Here is a 16,229-nt window from a genome sequence, read left to right as displayed (position 1 = left end):
CAATGGCCACAGAGTTAAGATGGGCATTAATCGTGATCAGTGCGTTGGTCATAGGCGGGTTACTCATACATGGACTTTGGTCTGTTCGTAAGAAGAACAGCGATAAAGCTTCAAAAAAGGAGCCCAATGAACTCAAAGAGCAAACGCCGAATCACGATAAAGAGCCTGACGAACCTGAAATTGGAGAGATGACCTTTAGTGCGGTGGATGATGAGCCTGCGACTGAGGGCATTATAGCGACGGAAGAGCCTGAAACTGAGGTGCAAACCGAGAGCAGTGGATCTGAAGAGGCTGAGCCTGAAAAGAAAGCAATAGAGCCACAAGACTTTATTATTCTTCATGTTGACATGCCTGAAGGCCTGAAAATGGCTGGTTCAAGGCTATTGCCTGCCGTGTTAAGCCTTGGATTTAAATATTCTGATGAGGGCTTCTTTAATCGCCATTTAGAGCCGTCTGGAAACGGTCCTGTGTTATTTAGATTGGTAAACATGTACAACCCAGGTACGTTTGATATCGATAACATGGAGCAATTTAGCACCGCTGGCATTAGCCTATTTATGACCTTACCTTGTGAAGGCGATAACTTGGCTGCATTTAATATGCTTCACAGTGCATCGAAAAAACTAGCTGAAGAGTTTGGCGCAACTGTACTTGATAAAGACCGCGAACCGTTAACGGTTGAAGCCGTGCGTGGTTATGTTGAAAAAGTGCGTGAATTCGCCGCTTAATCGCTACTTAGAGTCATTTTTAAGCCACTGGCATTCGCTGGTGGCTTTTTACGTTTAGAGGTTTAAATGTCAGACAACATTGAAAGCCAAGTTGCAGCCCTTAGGCAGCAACTCGAAGATTACAATTACCAATATTATGTTTTAGATAACCCAAGTGTGCCTGATGCGGAATATGATCGTGTGATGCGCCAGTTGATGACGCTTGAGCAGCAGCATCCTGAGTTACAAAGTCCTGATTCCCCATCGCAGAAAGTGGGTGGTGAAGCGCTTAGCAAGTTTGAGCAAGTAACACACAGAGTACCTATGTTGTCGCTTGATAATGCCTTCGACGAGAGTGAATTTACGGCATTTAATCGCCGTTTAAAAGAGCGCCTACTGACAAGTAAAGATGTTACTTTTTGCTGTGAACCAAAGTTAGATGGCTTGGCCGTATCTATTTTGTATCGCGATGGTGTACTGGTTCAAGCGGCGACAAGGGGAGACGGTCAAGTTGGGGAAAACATCACTGAGAATGTCAAAACCATTCGCAATATTCCGCTGAAACTACGTGGAGAACATATTCCGCATGAAGTAGAAGTGCGTGGTGAAGTCTTTATGGATACTGCGGGTTTCATTAAGCTAAATGAAACGGCACAAGCGAAAGGTGATAAGACCTTTGCAAACCTAAGAAATGCGGCAGCGGGAAGTCTGCGCCAATTAGACTCGAAAATTACCGCTAAGCGTCCGTTGATGTTTTATGCTTATTCTATGGGCTTGGTTGAAGGCGGTGAGCTGGCCAACGAACATTATGCGCAGCTACAGCAATTACAAGGTTGGGGCTTGCCAATGAGCCCTGAGACAAAGCTTGTCGATAATGCGCAGCAAGCTTTGGCTTATTATCAAGATATCATGACGCGCCGTGCTGAGCTTCCCTATGAAATTGACGGCGTTGTGATCAAAGTGAATGATAAAGCGCAGCAAGAGCAGCTTGGTTTTGTTGCTCGCGCGCCGCGCTGGGCGATTGCATTTAAGTTCCCTGCACAAGAAGAGATCACTCAGCTGCTTGATGTTGAGTTTCAGGTCGGCCGTACTGGGGCTATCACGCCCGTTGCACGTTTAGAGCCTGTTTTTGTTGGTGGTGTTACGGTATCGAATGCCACGCTTCATAATGGTGATGAAATTGCGCGTTTAGGTGTAAAGATTGGTGATACCGTTATTGTACGCCGAGCTGGGGATGTGATCCCTCAGGTAACTCAGGTCGTGTTAGATAGGCGCCCAGATGAAGCCAAAGAGATTGAGTTTCCAGATACCTGCCCGGTGTGTGATTCTCATGTTGAACGCGTTGAAGGAGAAGCGGTTGCGCGTTGTACTGGCGGTTTAGTGTGCCGTGCACAACGTAAAGAAGCAATTAAGCACTTTGCATCGAGAAAGGCCCTCGACATAGATGGTCTTGGCGACAAAATAGTTGAGCAGTTAGTTGAGCGAGGGCTTATCAAAACCCCTGCCGATCTGTTTATTCTAAAGCAGGGTCATTTTGAGTCTCTTGAACGTATGGGGCCTAAGTCTGCTAAAAACTTGGTTGCGGCGCTTGAAGAAGCAAAGCAAACAACGTTAGCTAAATTTTTGTATTCGCTTGGAATAAGAGAAGTTGGGGAAGCGACAGCACAAAACTTGGCAAATCACTTCCTGACGCTTGAAAAAGTGATGGCCGCCTCCATTGATACTCTACAGCAAGTAAGTGATGTTGGTGTTGTTGTTGCGCAGCATATTCATAGCTTTTTTGCCGAGCAGCACAATCAAGAAGTGGTAACTGCATTGATTGAAGTGGGTGTAACTTGGCAAGATGTGGCTGCACCGTCAGAGGATGCACAACCTTTAGCTGGGCTAACTTATGTGTTGACTGGAACCTTGAGCCAACTGAACCGCAACGATGCTAAAGCGAGGTTGCAAGCACTTGGCGCTAAGGTCGCAGGTAGCGTGTCGAAAAATACAGATGCGGTTTATGCCGGCGAAAAAGCAGGCTCTAAGCTCACTAAGGCACAGGAGTTAGGTGTTGAGGTGTTTGATGAAGAGGCGCTGATCGCACTGTTAAACAAATACGAGTAGTAAAATGAAATCAGTAACACGATACGGCCCTGAATACTGGGATAAATATGGCGTTTATCGTACGCCAATCGCTTTTAATTTAGCGCTGGTCGTGTTGCTCCGCCCGCTACTTATTTGGGTGTTTTCTGCGCTTGCAAGACGCCCAGACTTGGATTTGATGTCACTATTCTTTGAGTCTAAGTTTCACTTTTTTGTCGCGACAGGGATCGCTTGTATCGCGCTCATACCAACCGTTGTGTTTTCTCTTAGGCGGCCAACAAGCTCTCCAAAGCTCGCTGCCGTCTGGCGTTATATGCGTTTGCCACTTATATTAACAGCGGTACTCGATTTAGCGTGGTTGATCCTGCAAGCTGGGAAAACCCATTATAGTTTTTCTCCTTATATTGCCGTACAAATTGTGTTGGTGAGTTGGGTACTTTTATATTTAATTAAAAGCCGCTATCTAAGTTGCTTTTTTGGTGATTGGCCACTTCCTGTTGAAGAGCAAAAGACAGAAGTAAACAAGAGAGAGAATTGAGATGTTAAAGTGGTTAGATATACTAAACTTTGCCAGAAATGGTAATCCTGTTGCTCCTCGCAGAGTTGAAAAGTCGGACCAGCAATGGCAATCAGAACTTGCTCCAGAAGCTTATATAATCACTAGGAAAAAGGGGACTGAGCGACCGTTTAGTTCACAAAGTTGTCAGCTTTTTGAACCTGGTAAATACTACTGCGTATGCTGTGGCGAGTTGTTATTTGATGCTGAAGAAAAGTTTGATAGTGGCTCTGGTTGGCCCTCGTTTACACAGCCTGCAGCAGTGGAAGCGGTGGCTTATCATAGCGATAAGAGCCATGGAATGACGCGCGTTGAAATCACTTGTAACGTGTGTGATAGCCACTTAGGTCACGTATTCCCTGATGGCCCTGAGCCAAGTGGACTGCGTTATTGCGTTAATGCTCTTGCAATGGAAAAGAAATAGCCCAATTGCGATAAAATAATCGATTACTCAAAGTCGAGTTTCATTTCACTTAGTTTCGCTTTGAGTTTACCGAAGCGGATCTGCTGTTCACTGTCCAACTCAGACTGATTTAGCAAGGTAGTACACCGCTTTGCTAAATTGGAATTAAAAGTACTCCCTGACTTAGCGCAACTATCACTCATACATTGTAGCAAATTCAGTGCTATCCCTGAGTTTTTAGGCATAATTCTAAACGCTTGAGTGAATGCCTCTAAAGCGGTTTCATAATGACCTTTGTTAAACTGAGTAACCGCATGGTTATTTAGCTCTCTAGGACCCATGGTGATCTCTTTTTTCTCTTGCTGTTGCTGATATAGATAGTGCATTGTGACGGGATCTGCGCTTGAGTTGTGGCGCTCACAGTGTGCAATTACTTGGCTAAACAGCTCTTGAGCCTTGTGGTTTAATCCCACTTCATGTAGTGCTTTTGCTTTGTCTAAAGTGGAATCTACCGAGCGAATAACGGGCTCATCTTCTAATTGTTCGAGCAGTTGTTTCGCTTTTTTATGCTCATCTTTTAGATAATGGACACGGGCGTTGAGTACATCGATTTGCGCTTGGGTTTGTGCATTTGGAAATTGCTGTTTTAAATCACTCAAGTATTGTTGCGTTTGCCTTGTGAGACGAGTGACTTGGTCTGATTGATCGGTACTCAGAGCAAAGTCTATCCCAGCGCGTGCTGCATTCAAATATACCTCTGGTTTGTCATGGATCGAGTAACGCGCGAAACTTGCTATATCTTTATGTGCTTTATAGCTGGCCTCATAGTCGTGATTGATTTGCGCAACTCGACCAAGTGACTGTTGTCTATTTATATTTCTGGGCGCCATTTCAATTGCTTGCTCTAACAATTGTTGGGCATTCTCATATTGGTTAAGCTTTATTTCGAGTTTGCTCAATAAATCGAGCGCGGGAAGACGAGTTTCCGGTCGCTCTATTAAAGTTTTCAACATCTTTTGAGCGATAACATCTTCATTGTTGGTAATGAGCGCCTCGACCAAGCCTAGCTTTGCCCAGGTAAACTTTTGCAGAGCCAAAACCGATTTGTAAAAAGACTTTGCTTCCTCTAATTGATTGAGCCTGAGTAGAAGTTCTCCTTTTAGCTTTAGAAGTAGGGAAGTGTAGTTATGATCTTTGTTATCTAGTTCTAAATCTAGCGCTTTTAAGGCCTTTGAGTAGTTTTTATCGTCTACAAGCAAGTTTATGTGTCTTAATGCCTGTTTACGCTTTAAAACTCGTTCTATACGGTTTTGTAGTTCTTTTATTGAAAAGGGCTTAACTAAAAAGTCATCGGGCTGGAGTTCGATAATACTATGGACTAACTCGGGGCTAGTTTCAGAAGAAATAAAAATAAAAGCGGTACTTGAGCGAATTAACTGTTTGGAGCGTAATTCTTCATAAAATTGATAGCCATTTTGCTTTTTTGCTAAACCAAAAGAGCATACGATGAGATCAAACTTATTGATGGTACAAAGCTCTTTTGCACTGTCTGCACTCTCTGCAAATTTTAAATTTCTGAAATCTAACTGTTCTAAAGATTGTTTCATATAGCTCAATGCTAATGGTTGATCTTCAACGATTAACATTTTGGCATTTTGAATAGATGGAGCTGACATAGAAACAATTTTTAGGCAATGGCTTTGCTTCTAGTCTAGTACTTAGGTGTAGTTTTGAAAACAAAAATTAACTCATTTTTAGTAGGTTAGTCTATTTAGCTTATTCCAACTATTTACTGAGGTTAGCGGCAAAATAGTTAAGGGTATAACAAAAATTTGGGAGGCTGAGAAGAGTAACTAATTAGTTAATAAATGAGAAAAACGAGGTTGTTTCTATGGACTTTATGGCAGGTTTAAGTTTATTCAGTTTGATGTGGTTTTTGAGTATGTAAAAAGTAATAACGATTGTACTGAAAGTGAAGTGGTTTCTTATACTGGATTTGAATCTGAGATCTTAGCCTTGTTTAGGCATAGGCCACTCTATCTAGAAAATAAAGTGGTGGGTTGTACTGGACTTGAACCAGTGACCCTCGCCTTGTAAGGGCGATGCTCTCCCAACTGAGCTAACAACCCAAATTGTGTTTCAATTTATACTCTTGAATCGAGTTTACTGTCCAATTCTAATCTAAGAAAAGAAGTGGTGGGTTGTACTGGACTTGAACCAGTGACCCTCGCCTTGTAAGGGCGATGCTCTCCCAACTGAGCTAACAACCCAAATTGTGTTTCAATTTATACTCTTGAATCGAGTTTACTGTCCAATTCTAACCTAAGAGTAGAAGTGGTGGGTTGTACTGGACTTGAACCAGTGACCCTCGCCTTGTAAGGGCGATGCTCTCCCAACTGAGCTAACAACCCAAATTGTGTTTCAATTTATACTCTTGAATCGAGTTTAATGCCCAATTCTAATCTAAGAGTAGAAGTGGTGGGTTGTACTGGACTTGAACCAGTGAACCTTGCCTTGTTCAGGCTTAGTGCGATGCTTTGCATCGACCACTCTATCTAATAGAATAAAATGGTGGGTTGTACTGGACTTGAACCAGTGACCCTCGCCTTGTAAGGGCGATGCTCTCCCAACTGAGCTAACAACCCAAATTGTGTTTCAATTTATACTCTTGAATCGAGTTTAATGTCCAATTCTAATCTAAGAGTAGAAGTGGTGGGTTGTACTGGACTTGAACCAGTGACCCTCGCCTTGTAAGGGCGATGCTCTCCCAACTGAGCTAACAACCCAAATTGTGTTTCAATTTATACTCTTGAACAGAGTTATGGTGGGTTGTACTGGACTTGAACCAGTGACCCTCGCCTTGTAAGGGCGATGCTCTCCCAACTGAGCTAACAACCCAACTTGTATTACAACGTCTGCCGTTGTGGGGCGGTATTATAGGTTTAGTTTGAAAAGAGTCAACACTTAACTTTAAAAAACTATACTGTGTGATGTTTTTATGCTCAACGCTTTAAGTTCTTCATTATAGAAGGGAGAGAGTGGTCTTGTATGTTTGATCCAAAAGCCACCTTATTTTGGGGAAAATAAGTTGCTGAGCTTTGCATGCTATAACGCGGGATTGGATAACATGCAGAAAAAGAAAAGAGCCATAAATCACTCTGACCTAATTGGATTTAAAACAAAAAGGCTGAGGTGCGATAACTATGCGTTTTAAATTGTGTAATAAATAATCCAATTCAAGGTGTTAGGCTTGCAAACGGGAGGCGTTTGGTTATATTCTACGCTTCTTGATTTAAAATGAATCAGTTAGAAAAAACTTTCATAAAAGTTGTTGACTTTATTTTTGCTGCTGCATAGAATGCGCCCCGCACTCAGCGATACAGGCTAGCAGTTCAGGTCTGACTATTATGGGGCTATAGCTCAGCTGGGAGAGCGCTTGCATGGCATGCAAGAGGTCGACGGTTCGATCCCGTCTAGCTCCACCAATTTATCGTTAGTGCATATGTCCTAGTACATAATTCAAATGGCAACGCCTCGAGTGCGAAGTTGTTTATTATTGTGTCCCCTTCGTCTAGAGGCCTAGGACACCGCCCTTTCACGGCGGTAACAGGGGTTCGAATCCCCTAGGGGACGCCACTTACTTTGGTAGGTAACTCGGTTAGCAAGAGAATAAACAGCTAAATAAAGTCCTAGTGACACAGAAAAACTTTCTGTTTTTGATAAGGCCATTTGCCTCGCAGGCTCGGTCTCATCTAACGCAGAAACTGCAAATCAATGATTTGCAAAACAATTTCTGCGTCCCCTTCGTCTAGAGGCCTAGGACACCGCCCTTTCACGGCGGTAACAGGGGTTCGAATCCCCTAGGGGACGCCACTTACTTTGGTAGGTAACTCGGTTAGCAAGAGAATAAACAGCTAAATAAAGTTCTAGTGACACATCTGTGTCCCCTTCGTCTAGAGGCCTAGGACACCGCCCTTTCACGGCGGTAACAGGGGTTCGAATCCCCTAGGGGACGCCACTTACTTTGGTAGGTAACTCGGTTAGCAAGAGAATAAACAGCTAAATAAAGTCCTAGTGACACATCTGTGTCCCCTTCGTCTAGAGGCCTAGGACACCGCCCTTTCACGGCGGTAACAGGGGTTCGAATCCCCTAGGGGACGCCACTTACTTTGGTAGGTAACTCGGTTAGCAAGAGTATAAACAGCTAAATAAAGTCCTAGTGACACATCTGTGTCCCCTTCGTCTCGTCTAGAGGCCTAGGACACCGCCCTTTCACGGCGGTAACAGGGGTTCGAATCCCCTAGGGGACGCCACTTACTTTGGTAGGTAACTCGGTTAGCAAGAGTATAAACAGCTAAATAAAGTCCTAGTGACACATCTGTGTCCCCTTCGTCTAGAGGCCTAGGACACCGCCCTTTCACGGCGGTAACAGGGGTTCGAATCCCCTAGGGGACGCCACTCACTTTTCATTTTCTATTCTCATCATATTCATTTCTGCTTCTCTTAGTTGTTTAAGCTCAGAACTCTGCTAGCTTTTATATTAACTTTCTGTTGTTCGTTAAATATTCATACAAACTTGTCTTAGTACTTGCTTCTTCAAAATAGAGCAATTAACTAAGTAAGTTGGTATCAAATCATGTTTCACTATGCTTCAATCCGGCCTTCCAGTGAAATTTCTTACGATTTTTAGGAAAGTAATAATTTATTGCCCTTTTTAATCGAGAGCGAGCTATGGCAAAAGGTAGAGCTGATCACACAGGAAAAGAGTACGATTATCCAAGTTCTTACAATCTACTTTCAACGACAAATGTAAAAGGTCAGATAAAGTATGCAAATTCACAGTTTTGTGAGGTTGCAGGGTTTTCACTTAGTGAATTAGAGGGGAAGCCCCATAATATCGTTCGGCACCCAACAATGCCTAAAGCCGCTTTCAAGAACTTATGGGATTATATCGAAGCGGGCAAACCTTGGATGGGAATGGTTAAAAACCGCTGCAAGAATGGCGATCAATATTGGGTGAATGCTTTTGTCACTCCTATTAAAGATGCTGCAGGTAAGACTGTCGAATATCAATCGGTGAGGACAAAGCCAAGCCGGGAGGTCGTTAACCGTGCAGAGGAAATCTACACTGATTTAAATAACGGTGTGTCACCAAGTAAATTTACTCGAGCCTCTTGGTCTTTGTCAGCTCAAATGATGGCAATAATCCTTGTTTTCTATGCCTTAACCATGCTGATTTCAACTTTATCACCACCTTGGAATTACCTCGCTGAAACACTGCTTACTCTTGTTGTTTTATTTACTACTTACTCTCGCCTTGCTCCAGTGCGGTCTCTCAGTGAAAAAGCAAAGAAGGTATACAATAACCCTCTGATGCAAAAAGTGTATCTTAATAAGGTTAATGATGTTGCATCTATTGAGCTTGCTTTACTCGCTAGAGAATCTGAGCTTCGGGCTGTGCTTGGGCGTGTTAAAGATGCTAGTGCCACAGTTTCTGAGTACGCAACCAAAACGATGCAAGAATGCAAAACGAGTTCTGATATTTTAAATCGACAGCAAGCGCAAACCGGCTCTTTAGCAACGGCTATTAATCAGATGTCAGTGTCGATTGGTGAAATAGCTTCTAATACTAACAATGCAGCGCAGCAATCCGAAGCTGCGCTTGAGTCCGTTGTTAAAGGCAACAAAGCCGTTGATGACAATATGGAGAATAATTATGCCTTATCGGAAGAGCTATCGCGCACGCAAAAAGATATAGAAGATCTTAATACGCAAACAGTTAACATTGAAGGGGTTGTCGACGTGATCCGTGGGATCTCCGAGCAAACTAATTTACTCGCATTAAATGCCGCTATAGAGGCTGCACGGGCTGGTGAGCAGGGTAGGGGGTTTGCGGTTGTTGCTGATGAGGTAAGAGCGCTTGCGCAAAGGACGCAAGATTCGACAGCCGAAATTAATAGCATTATTGCCGATCTGAGGCAACGAGCAGAAAGAGCTGTCTCAGCTATTCAAAGTGGAGTAGAGCGCTCTTCGGAATGTGTTGTAAAGGCTGAGGGCACTAAAGCGAGCCTTGAAACAATCAATACAATTGTAAATGAAATATCAGGGTTGAACTATCAAATTGCGACATCGGCAGAAGAGATGTCGAGTGTTTCTAATGAGCTAAATGCTAATGCTGTGACAATTTCAGGTCTTGCGGATGAATCTATGAAAAGCGCGCGTAAAACGCATGAAACGATGAGAAACACAGAGCAGGCTTTAGAAAACCAAGAGGTACTTGTTGAGCAGTTTATTCGAAAATTAAACAGTGCTCACCGTTGAATAGGCGATTGAAAGTAATACAGTACCGACAGGGTTGTTTATGGGGGAGGCTAATCAGAGCTATTTAGCTCTGATTAATAATTGTAGTTAACTGAGCGGACCTAATACCAATTGCTATAATTAAACGCGGTAGCCGTCTTCAACTCCTTTCACGGCATAAGCCACAGCATCATGGGCGTGAAGAGATTCGTAATGGTTGATTTTCACGTAGAAATCTAAATAAGTTTGCTGGTTTAGTAATGCTTTTAACTTCCTCGCAGCATCTTCACAAAACATTAGGTTTTGGCCGTTGAGGCGCGCAAATTCTTGTTCATCTTCTCGTTTAACTGCGGCTTGAACTGGAGTTTTTAGCTCATTTTCAACCAACTCGATCAGATCTAAAATCTCAAACTCAGTACTATTATTAGTAAGCTTAACTTTTATATTTGCAATTGAGCGCTGGGAATGAGGTGTTGCAACGATACCTTCTGTGCTACCTAGCCAGTCATGTACGCTATGGAAATCTAATTGTTTACCATCAAAAGCTTGCTGAAAAGCGTTTTGGATAAGTTGACGAGACAGAGCTGCTGAACAGGGGCAAGTCGACGAGTAAGCAACGTCAAGCGCTAGCTCGAGTTTGTAACTACCATTTATCAAAGTTGCATCAAGGGTAATTGGGTACGATTTCCACCCCATCTTTTTACTTAAAAGTGAAGGGCGCCTGATTGGCAACTCAAACTGCAGTGTAACTTTTGCGCCTGTACTTAAGTCGCTATGCGTACTTAAAAAGTTATCTAACAACTGTTTTAAAGTTTTTGGTGTAAGTACTTGCTCACAAGAAAGAGTGTCAAGAGCAAGAAAAAGGCGTGACATATGAATGCCTTTAGCGTCTTCTTTTTGCAAATTAACAAATGCATCGGCTTTGGCTGTAACAGTAACTTGATTTAGGCCTTTACTTTCTAATACTAAAGGTAGCTCTATATTACCCATGCCTACCCAGTCTAAAGTTCCTGTTTGTAACGCACTAGCACTGTGCGCAATGTCTGGCATGTTATTTTGCATCGACGCTCTCTTTTCTCACAACATAAAAAACGGGCATATTACACGAAATCCGATTAAGTTGGGATGGTGCGCTTAAATCTATCCACGCTAAATTAGCGGATTTGTGCATTTAGAGATACAGAGTCTCATTACTGTTGTCTACCGCTTTGCTTAGTGTGCATGTAATAGAGTGAATGTTGAGGCTCCGCAATTTCTATACTCGCTTATTACTAGGGCTTTTGTATAATATTTACTTTGAGGGCTTGAAAAGCAATTCTAACAGGCTCAAGCGGTAGCACATAAACTTGCCTGACAAGTGTTTAACAATGGTGAAGTATTAATATGACAGAAAATTCGTTTGGCTCGTGGGCTCGAATTTTATCAAACTTGGTAGAGAAATATGGTAACAAGCGGGCATTCGCCATCGCTTATGCGTTTACGCTCTTTGTTGCAGTTATTCTATCTTGCATGTTTTATTATGTCGCCTTAGGCGTAGTTGACCTTGTAAATATTGCTGCGCTATTTTTCTTAACCGCAGTAATTTCTCCTGCCTTAATTATGATTTCAGTCGCAGCGATGCGAGAGGTTCACTCTTCTAAAGCATACCTAGACTCTGCAACCCAACAGGAAAAAATGCTGAATCAAACGTTAAAGGACAACATTAATCGCTTAAACAGTGAAATTGATGAACGAAAGATAGCCCTGCATGCCAAACACCGAGCGATTGATGAATTAAGAAAAGAAATCGCTGAACGTAAAAAGACGCAGCTAGAGTTAGCACAACAAGGAATGTTATTACGCAGTATTGTTGACTCCTCACCAGACTTATTTTATTACCGTGATGAAAACGGCGTATTCGCGGGCTGTAATAAAATGTTTGAAATGGTGATGGGGAAGAGCAGTGAAGAGCTAATTGGCAAGTCTGTGGAGCAAATTTACTCCACCCAATATTTGCCTAAAGTACTTGAAACGGATCAGCAGGTTTCGAAGACACAACAACCCCTAACTCTCGATGTTGAATACCCCGTTGAAGGCGAGCCTCGATGGTTTGAAATGCGTAAACTGCCATTTATTAATGATAATGGAGAGTATATTGGTCTATTGGCGTTTGGTCGTGATATTACTAGCCGTAAAGAAGCTGAACAAGCTCTGGAAACGGCATATAAGGATAAAGGTAAGTTCATTGCTACCTTAAGCCATGAATTACGTACTCCACTTAATGGCATTGTCGGTTTAACACGCATGATGTTAGATACTGAGCTAACGGCTCAACAAAAAAGCTGGTGTAATACTGTATTTTCAAGTGCAGAGACGCTTGGCAATATTTTTAACGACATTATTGACCTCGATAAGATTGACCGCGAACAACTAGATATTGCCACCGACAGTATTAATGTGTCGGACTTTATTAATGATGTTGTAAACTTTGCAGGTTTAATTGCCGATCAAAAAGGACTGGAGTTTACGATAAATCGGTCAGGCTTGTTGGATGTCTATGCTTTGCTTGACCCTACGCGTCTTCGCCAGATTTTATGGAATTTAATTAATAATGCGGTGAAATTTACCCACAGAGGCAATGTAACGTTGGAATGCCGTCGCGAGAATAGAGAGGATGGTCCTTGGCTCACAATTAGCGTTATTGATACGGGAATGGGGATACCCGTGGAACAACTAGAACGAATTTTTGAGATGTATTATAAAGCCCCTGATGCGTCAGGAAGTAATGCGATTGGTTCCGGGATTGGACTCGCAGTAACCAAGGCGCTAGTTCAAGCCATGAAAGGTACGATTGCAGTACAAAGTCAACAAGGCAAAGGTAGTCGCTTTGATGTTGAGATCCCGCTACAGCTGTGCACAGCTCCAAAGGAACAAAGCTACGCAGGGAGAAGCCTCTACATCTTGCTTGTTGAAGATGTACCACTTAACGCAGAAATTGCAACGAACTTGTTAGAGCAAAGAGGGCACGAGGTAATTTGGGCCGAAACCGGTGAGGATGCACTCTCGTTTGTTGAGACAGAGGATGACTTAGACCTTATTCTATTGGATATGCAGCTACCAGATATTAATGGCGACGTAGTCGCACGCCAAGTAAGAGCGGATAGCCACTTTGATCACCTACCCATTGTTGCTCTAACTGCCAATGTGAGAAGCGCTGAACAAGAGCTAGAAGGGATTAATGTCCAAGGTGCCTTAGCCAAGCCTATAAACACAACAAAACTTGATAAGATGCTTGCGGAGTTATTTGGTATTGAAGCTCAGAAGAATAAGCAAAGTATCGATATCCGTGATGCGCTTTCTCAACCTGAATACGCGGATTTAGATATCGAGACGATTTGCGATTTTGTAGAGTCGATGGGGGCTGCTGCGTTCCAAAGAAGCTGTGATTTATTTGCCAAACTTAACCCAAAATATTGCGAAGAGCTTAGAGTCGCCGTTGCTCAAACTGATATCGAGGAATATGCTGCGGTTGCGCACAAAGTTAAAGGGGCTGCTGGCTCAGTAGGATTGCAATTAGCTCAATTACAAGCAAAGAAAATGGAATTAGAGTCAGATGGAAAAGAGAAAGAGATACTGTTGGATTGGATATCTGAGTTAGAGGCAAAAATAGAAGAAGGGCAAAAGGCCCTTCATCCATTAATTGCAAAACTCGCTGAAGATCAGTAAAAGAGATTATTGAGCGTCGATTTTACCGATGAAACGATAACCTTCACCGTGAATTGTGCTGATCAATTCTGGCGTGTTATTGTCTGTTTCGAAATGCTTACGAATGCGACGGATAGTAACGTCAACAGTACGGTCATTCGCGCGAAGTTCACGGCCTGTCATATGCTTGATAAGTTGTTCACGGCTGAAAATACGACCTGGAGAATCTAACATTAGACGAAGTGCACGATATTCACCTTTAGGTAGGCGCTTTGAATCGCCAGTTGGAGATGTTAAACAACGACTGTTCTCATCTAATTCCCAACCATTAAAAGTAATAACGCCGTTGCTATCTATTGTTGACTCTTCTGCTGAAGTGCCAGTACGAGAAATAAGGTTGCGAGCACGGATCGTTAGTTCACGTGGATTGAATGGTTTTGTGATGTAATCATCAGCACCAATCTCAAGACCTAGAATGCGGTCAACATCATTGTCACGACCTGTTAAGAAAATAAGGCCGATGTTTTTCTTCTGGCGTAGTTCACGTGCCAAGATTAAACCATTTTTACCAGGAAGGTTGATATCCATGATTACAAGGTTTACATCATCATTCGATGTCAGCTTGTCATGCATATCGTCGCCATCAATGGCTTCGATTACTTTGTAACCTTCCGCTTCAAATAAACTAACGAGGTTCAGTCGAGTTACGTCTTCATCCTCTACAATTAGAATGACTGGCGTTTGCATTATTAATTAACCTTTTCGGAATATATAATTTACAATGTGTCCGGACTTATATAATAAATCCGAATATTTACGATTATAGGAGCTTATCCAATTGTTAACAAGTAAAATCAGTTGGGATGAAACTTGGATACGGCAAGCAGCCTTGAGCGCACGATGAAGTACTGTTTTTCTAGTGCTTGCTTATTTATATACAGTCGAATTTTGCTCCCTTCTTGGACCAAAGAAGCAATCCCGCCTCTTTCTAAAAACTCAATACTTTCGCCCACGGTCAACATGTTTGACTCTATTGTATCGGTCCAAGCGGACAGTATATCAGTTTCATTTGTTTCATCAATGTATGTGATATCACAAGCGCTGGAAAGTTCCCTGTAAGTCCATGTTTTTTTCGCTTCAAGCAACTCTATAGGCTTGTTTCGAATGCTTAGATTTGTTGCGCTTTTTAGGTTAGATGCGGGTCCTGAGTCCATGGAATAAAAGCAAAACTGAATGCTATTTTTTGTTTCTTCTTCTGGAAACTCGATAAATTTAGCCATTTGATAGAGAAACGCTGAACGAACCTGATCCGGTGATTTTGCATTAACGATAAAAGGCATAAAAATAAGCAACAAGGCTAAGCTCGTTAGTTTCATTACAAGCTCCCTGAGAGTGGGAGAGTGATAATAAACTTAGCGCCTTGGCTAAACTCCTCATCCAAAGTGATTGAGCCCCCAAGTGCTTGAGTAACCAAATTATAGACTAGATGCATACCAAGGCCACTGCCTCCTTCACCGCGTCGAGTTGTCACGAACGGGTCAAAAATACGTTTTTTAATGGCTTTAGGCACACCCATGCCGTTATCTGTATATTCTATTACGAGTTGGTCGAGGCTTTGTCTGACTGCAATAAAAATTGTGTTATTTATCTGATCTTTAAAAGCATGAAGCAGGGAGTTTGTAATCAATTGTTCTAAAACTTGCTGTAAGGGGCCTGCTTTGCTATTAATTGCAAGTCCTGTGTCGCAATCAATAGTAACTTCGGGGTTTTTGGCCGCTAGGTCTGCACGCATTGAAGCAACGACTTCCGTAATCAAGTTCGATAAATCAATTTTAGAGTTAACTTCAAGATCTTGGCTTACCGCCAGTCGTTTAAAGCTTGAAACAAGCTCTGCTGCTCGATTTAGGTTTCGGTAGATGAGATCAAGATTTTCGATACCATCACTAACAAAACGCTCTAGTTGTTTTGAGGTTAATGATTTATTTTGAAAAGCCTCTCTAATGTCAGATAATTTATCTCTTAACAATGTTGAGCCTGTGATCCCTAAACCTATAGGTGTATTTACCTCGTGGGCAACGCCTGCGACCATTTGCCCCAGCGAGGCCATTTTTTCGTTCTCAATGATTTGGTTTTGGTATTGATGCATTCGCTCTAAAGCGTTTAGTAATTCTTGATTGGCTTCTCGTAGCGCAATCGTGCGCTGATTCACTTTTTCTTCTAAGCTCTGATTTAGTTGTTTTATTTCTTGCTTATCGGCTTTATGACGCTCAAGTTGGTTTTCGGTGCGCGCAAGCATAATATTTAAGTTATTGGCCAGTACATTTAATTCTGAGATATTACTACCTGGCGCTCTGGCACTATAATTATGATTTTTGGAAACGTCCTGCAGTAGTGAGGAAAGTTCTTCAATTGGCGTAGCGATGCGTTTTTGGATCCCCCTAGATACGAGTAGAACAAGAACAAGGACAAATAAGGTGAGTGCAATATCTACCAG

General features: G+C 42.5%; 11 protein-coding genes and 13 tRNA genes. 13 read left to right on the top strand and 11 right to left on the bottom strand.

What is annotated here, in order from left to right; translation table 11 throughout:
- Positions 1-2 precede the first annotated feature (2 nt).
- The 4 genes from zipA (at position 3) to msrB (ending at position 3,772) form a co-directional block, all read left to right on the top strand.
- Positions 3-728 (top strand): cell division protein ZipA, encoded by a 726-nt coding sequence (gene zipA, locus L1D50_RS11255; protein ID WP_128725312.1) that lies wholly within the window; start codon positions 3-5, stop codon positions 726-728.
- A 66-nt stretch (positions 729-794) separates the two neighbouring features.
- A complete protein-coding gene (ligA, locus tag L1D50_RS11250; protein ID WP_239966056.1) occupies positions 795-2,813 on the top strand; it encodes an NAD-dependent DNA ligase LigA in 2,019 nt (672 codons plus the stop codon).
- 4 nt (positions 2,814-2,817) lie between these two features.
- A complete protein-coding gene (locus L1D50_RS11245) occupies positions 2,818-3,330 on the top strand; it encodes a DUF2919 domain-containing protein (RefSeq protein ID WP_045990300.1) in 513 nt (170 codons plus the stop codon).
- Between the two features lies 1 nt (position 3,331).
- Positions 3,332-3,772 (top strand): peptide-methionine (R)-S-oxide reductase MsrB, encoded by a 441-nt coding sequence (gene msrB / locus L1D50_RS11240; RefSeq protein ID WP_128725310.1) that lies wholly within the window; start codon positions 3,332-3,334, stop codon positions 3,770-3,772.
- Between the two features lie 23 nt (positions 3,773-3,795).
- Here msrB and L1D50_RS11235 read toward each other — a convergent pair whose 3' ends face one another.
- The 7 genes from L1D50_RS11235 to L1D50_RS11205 form a co-directional block, all read right to left on the bottom strand.
- Positions 3,796-5,427 (bottom strand): response regulator, encoded by a 1,632-nt coding sequence (locus tag L1D50_RS11235; RefSeq protein WP_128725309.1) that lies wholly within the window; start codon positions 5,425-5,427, stop codon positions 3,796-3,798.
- A gap of 377 nt (positions 5,428-5,804) precedes the next feature.
- Positions 5,805-5,880: transfer RNA gene (locus L1D50_RS11230), tRNA-Val, on the bottom strand.
- A gap of 65 nt (positions 5,881-5,945) precedes the next feature.
- A tRNA-Val gene (locus L1D50_RS11225) sits at positions 5,946-6,021 on the bottom strand.
- A 65-nt stretch (positions 6,022-6,086) separates the two neighbouring features.
- A tRNA-Val gene (locus L1D50_RS11220) sits at positions 6,087-6,162 on the bottom strand.
- A 158-nt stretch (positions 6,163-6,320) separates the two neighbouring features.
- Positions 6,321-6,396, bottom strand: a tRNA-Val gene (locus L1D50_RS11215).
- 65 nt (positions 6,397-6,461) lie between these two features.
- A tRNA-Val gene (locus tag L1D50_RS11210) sits at positions 6,462-6,537 on the bottom strand.
- A 36-nt stretch (positions 6,538-6,573) separates the two neighbouring features.
- A tRNA-Val gene (locus tag L1D50_RS11205) sits at positions 6,574-6,649 on the bottom strand.
- Between the two features lie 511 nt (positions 6,650-7,160).
- Here L1D50_RS11205 and L1D50_RS11200 point away from each other — a divergent pair.
- The 8 genes from L1D50_RS11200 (at position 7,161) to L1D50_RS11165 (ending at position 10,072) form a co-directional block, all read left to right on the top strand.
- Positions 7,161-7,236: transfer RNA gene (locus tag L1D50_RS11200), tRNA-Ala, on the top strand.
- Positions 7,237-7,311: 75 nt separating this feature from the next.
- Positions 7,312-7,387, top strand: a tRNA-Glu gene (locus L1D50_RS11195).
- Positions 7,388-7,548: 161 nt separating this feature from the next.
- Positions 7,549-7,624, top strand: a tRNA-Glu gene (locus L1D50_RS11190).
- 69 nt (positions 7,625-7,693) lie between these two features.
- Positions 7,694-7,769, top strand: a tRNA-Glu gene (locus tag L1D50_RS11185).
- Between the two features lie 69 nt (positions 7,770-7,838).
- Positions 7,839-7,914, top strand: a tRNA-Glu gene (locus L1D50_RS11180).
- A gap of 69 nt (positions 7,915-7,983) precedes the next feature.
- A tRNA-Glu gene (locus tag L1D50_RS11175) sits at positions 7,984-8,064 on the top strand.
- A 69-nt stretch (positions 8,065-8,133) separates the two neighbouring features.
- Positions 8,134-8,209, top strand: a tRNA-Glu gene (locus tag L1D50_RS11170).
- Positions 8,210-8,482: 273 nt separating this feature from the next.
- Positions 8,483-10,072: a PAS domain-containing methyl-accepting chemotaxis protein gene (locus L1D50_RS11165; RefSeq protein WP_239966055.1), complete on the top strand. Its 1,590-nt coding sequence runs from the start codon at positions 8,483-8,485 to the stop codon at positions 10,070-10,072.
- A gap of 120 nt (positions 10,073-10,192) precedes the next feature.
- Here the strand turns inward: L1D50_RS11165 and folE2 are convergent, their stop codons facing one another.
- Positions 10,193-11,113: a GTP cyclohydrolase FolE2 gene (folE2, locus tag L1D50_RS11160; protein ID WP_239966054.1), complete on the bottom strand. Its 921-nt coding sequence runs from the start codon at positions 11,111-11,113 to the stop codon at positions 10,193-10,195.
- 321 nt (positions 11,114-11,434) lie between these two features.
- On the opposite strand from folE2, the gene arcB reads away from it, so the two are divergent.
- Positions 11,435-13,756 (top strand): aerobic respiration two-component sensor histidine kinase ArcB, encoded by a 2,322-nt coding sequence (arcB, locus tag L1D50_RS11155; protein WP_128726813.1) that lies wholly within the window; start codon positions 11,435-11,437, stop codon positions 13,754-13,756.
- 6 nt (positions 13,757-13,762) lie between these two features.
- On the opposite strand, the gene arcA is transcribed toward arcB, so the two are convergent.
- From arcA to L1D50_RS11140, 3 genes are all read right to left on the bottom strand, one after another.
- Positions 13,763-14,482, bottom strand: coding sequence for a two-component system response regulator ArcA (gene arcA / locus L1D50_RS11150; protein ID WP_099642313.1), 720 nt, complete (start codon positions 14,480-14,482; stop codon positions 13,763-13,765).
- 107 nt (positions 14,483-14,589) lie between these two features.
- Positions 14,590-15,111 (bottom strand): YfiR family protein, encoded by a 522-nt coding sequence (locus L1D50_RS11145; RefSeq protein ID WP_128726812.1) that lies wholly within the window; start codon positions 15,109-15,111, stop codon positions 14,590-14,592.
- On the bottom strand, positions 15,111-16,229 hold a 1,119-nt coding region (locus tag L1D50_RS11140), incomplete at its 5' end, for an ATP-binding protein (RefSeq protein ID WP_239966053.1). The genes L1D50_RS11145 and L1D50_RS11140, both read right to left, overlap by 1 nt.

The organism is Pseudoalteromonas sp. Isolate6 (assembly GCF_022398435.1).
GTDB lineage: Bacteria > Pseudomonadota > Gammaproteobacteria > Enterobacterales > Alteromonadaceae > Pseudoalteromonas > Pseudoalteromonas galatheae.
Note: the sequence above shows the minus strand (reverse complement) of the source record. Positions and strands in the feature narration are given on the sequence as shown.

Coding starts and splice junctions, on each gene's coding strand:
- zipA (WP_128725312.1), top strand. CDS start 3: ATGGCCACAGAGTTAAGATGGGCATTAATCGTGATCAGTGCGTTGGTC.
- ligA (WP_239966056.1), top strand. CDS start 795: ATGTCAGACAACATTGAAAGCCAAGTTGCAGCCCTTAGGCAGCAACTC.
- L1D50_RS11245 (WP_045990300.1), top strand. CDS start 2,818: ATGAAATCAGTAACACGATACGGCCCTGAATACTGGGATAAATATGGC.
- msrB (WP_128725310.1), top strand. CDS start 3,332: ATGTTAAAGTGGTTAGATATACTAAACTTTGCCAGAAATGGTAATCCT.
- L1D50_RS11235 (WP_128725309.1), bottom strand. CDS start 5,427: ATGTCAGCTCCATCTATTCAAAATGCCAAAATGTTAATCGTTGAAGAT.
- L1D50_RS11165 (WP_239966055.1), top strand. CDS start 8,483: ATGGCAAAAGGTAGAGCTGATCACACAGGAAAAGAGTACGATTATCCA.
- folE2 (WP_239966054.1), bottom strand. CDS start 11,113: ATGCAAAATAACATGCCAGACATTGCGCACAGTGCTAGTGCGTTACAA.
- arcB (WP_128726813.1), top strand. CDS start 11,435: ATGACAGAAAATTCGTTTGGCTCGTGGGCTCGAATTTTATCAAACTTG.
- arcA (WP_099642313.1), bottom strand. CDS start 14,482: ATGCAAACGCCAGTCATTCTAATTGTAGAGGATGAAGACGTAACTCGA.
- L1D50_RS11145 (WP_128726812.1), bottom strand. CDS start 15,111: ATGAAACTAACGAGCTTAGCCTTGTTGCTTATTTTTATGCCTTTTATC.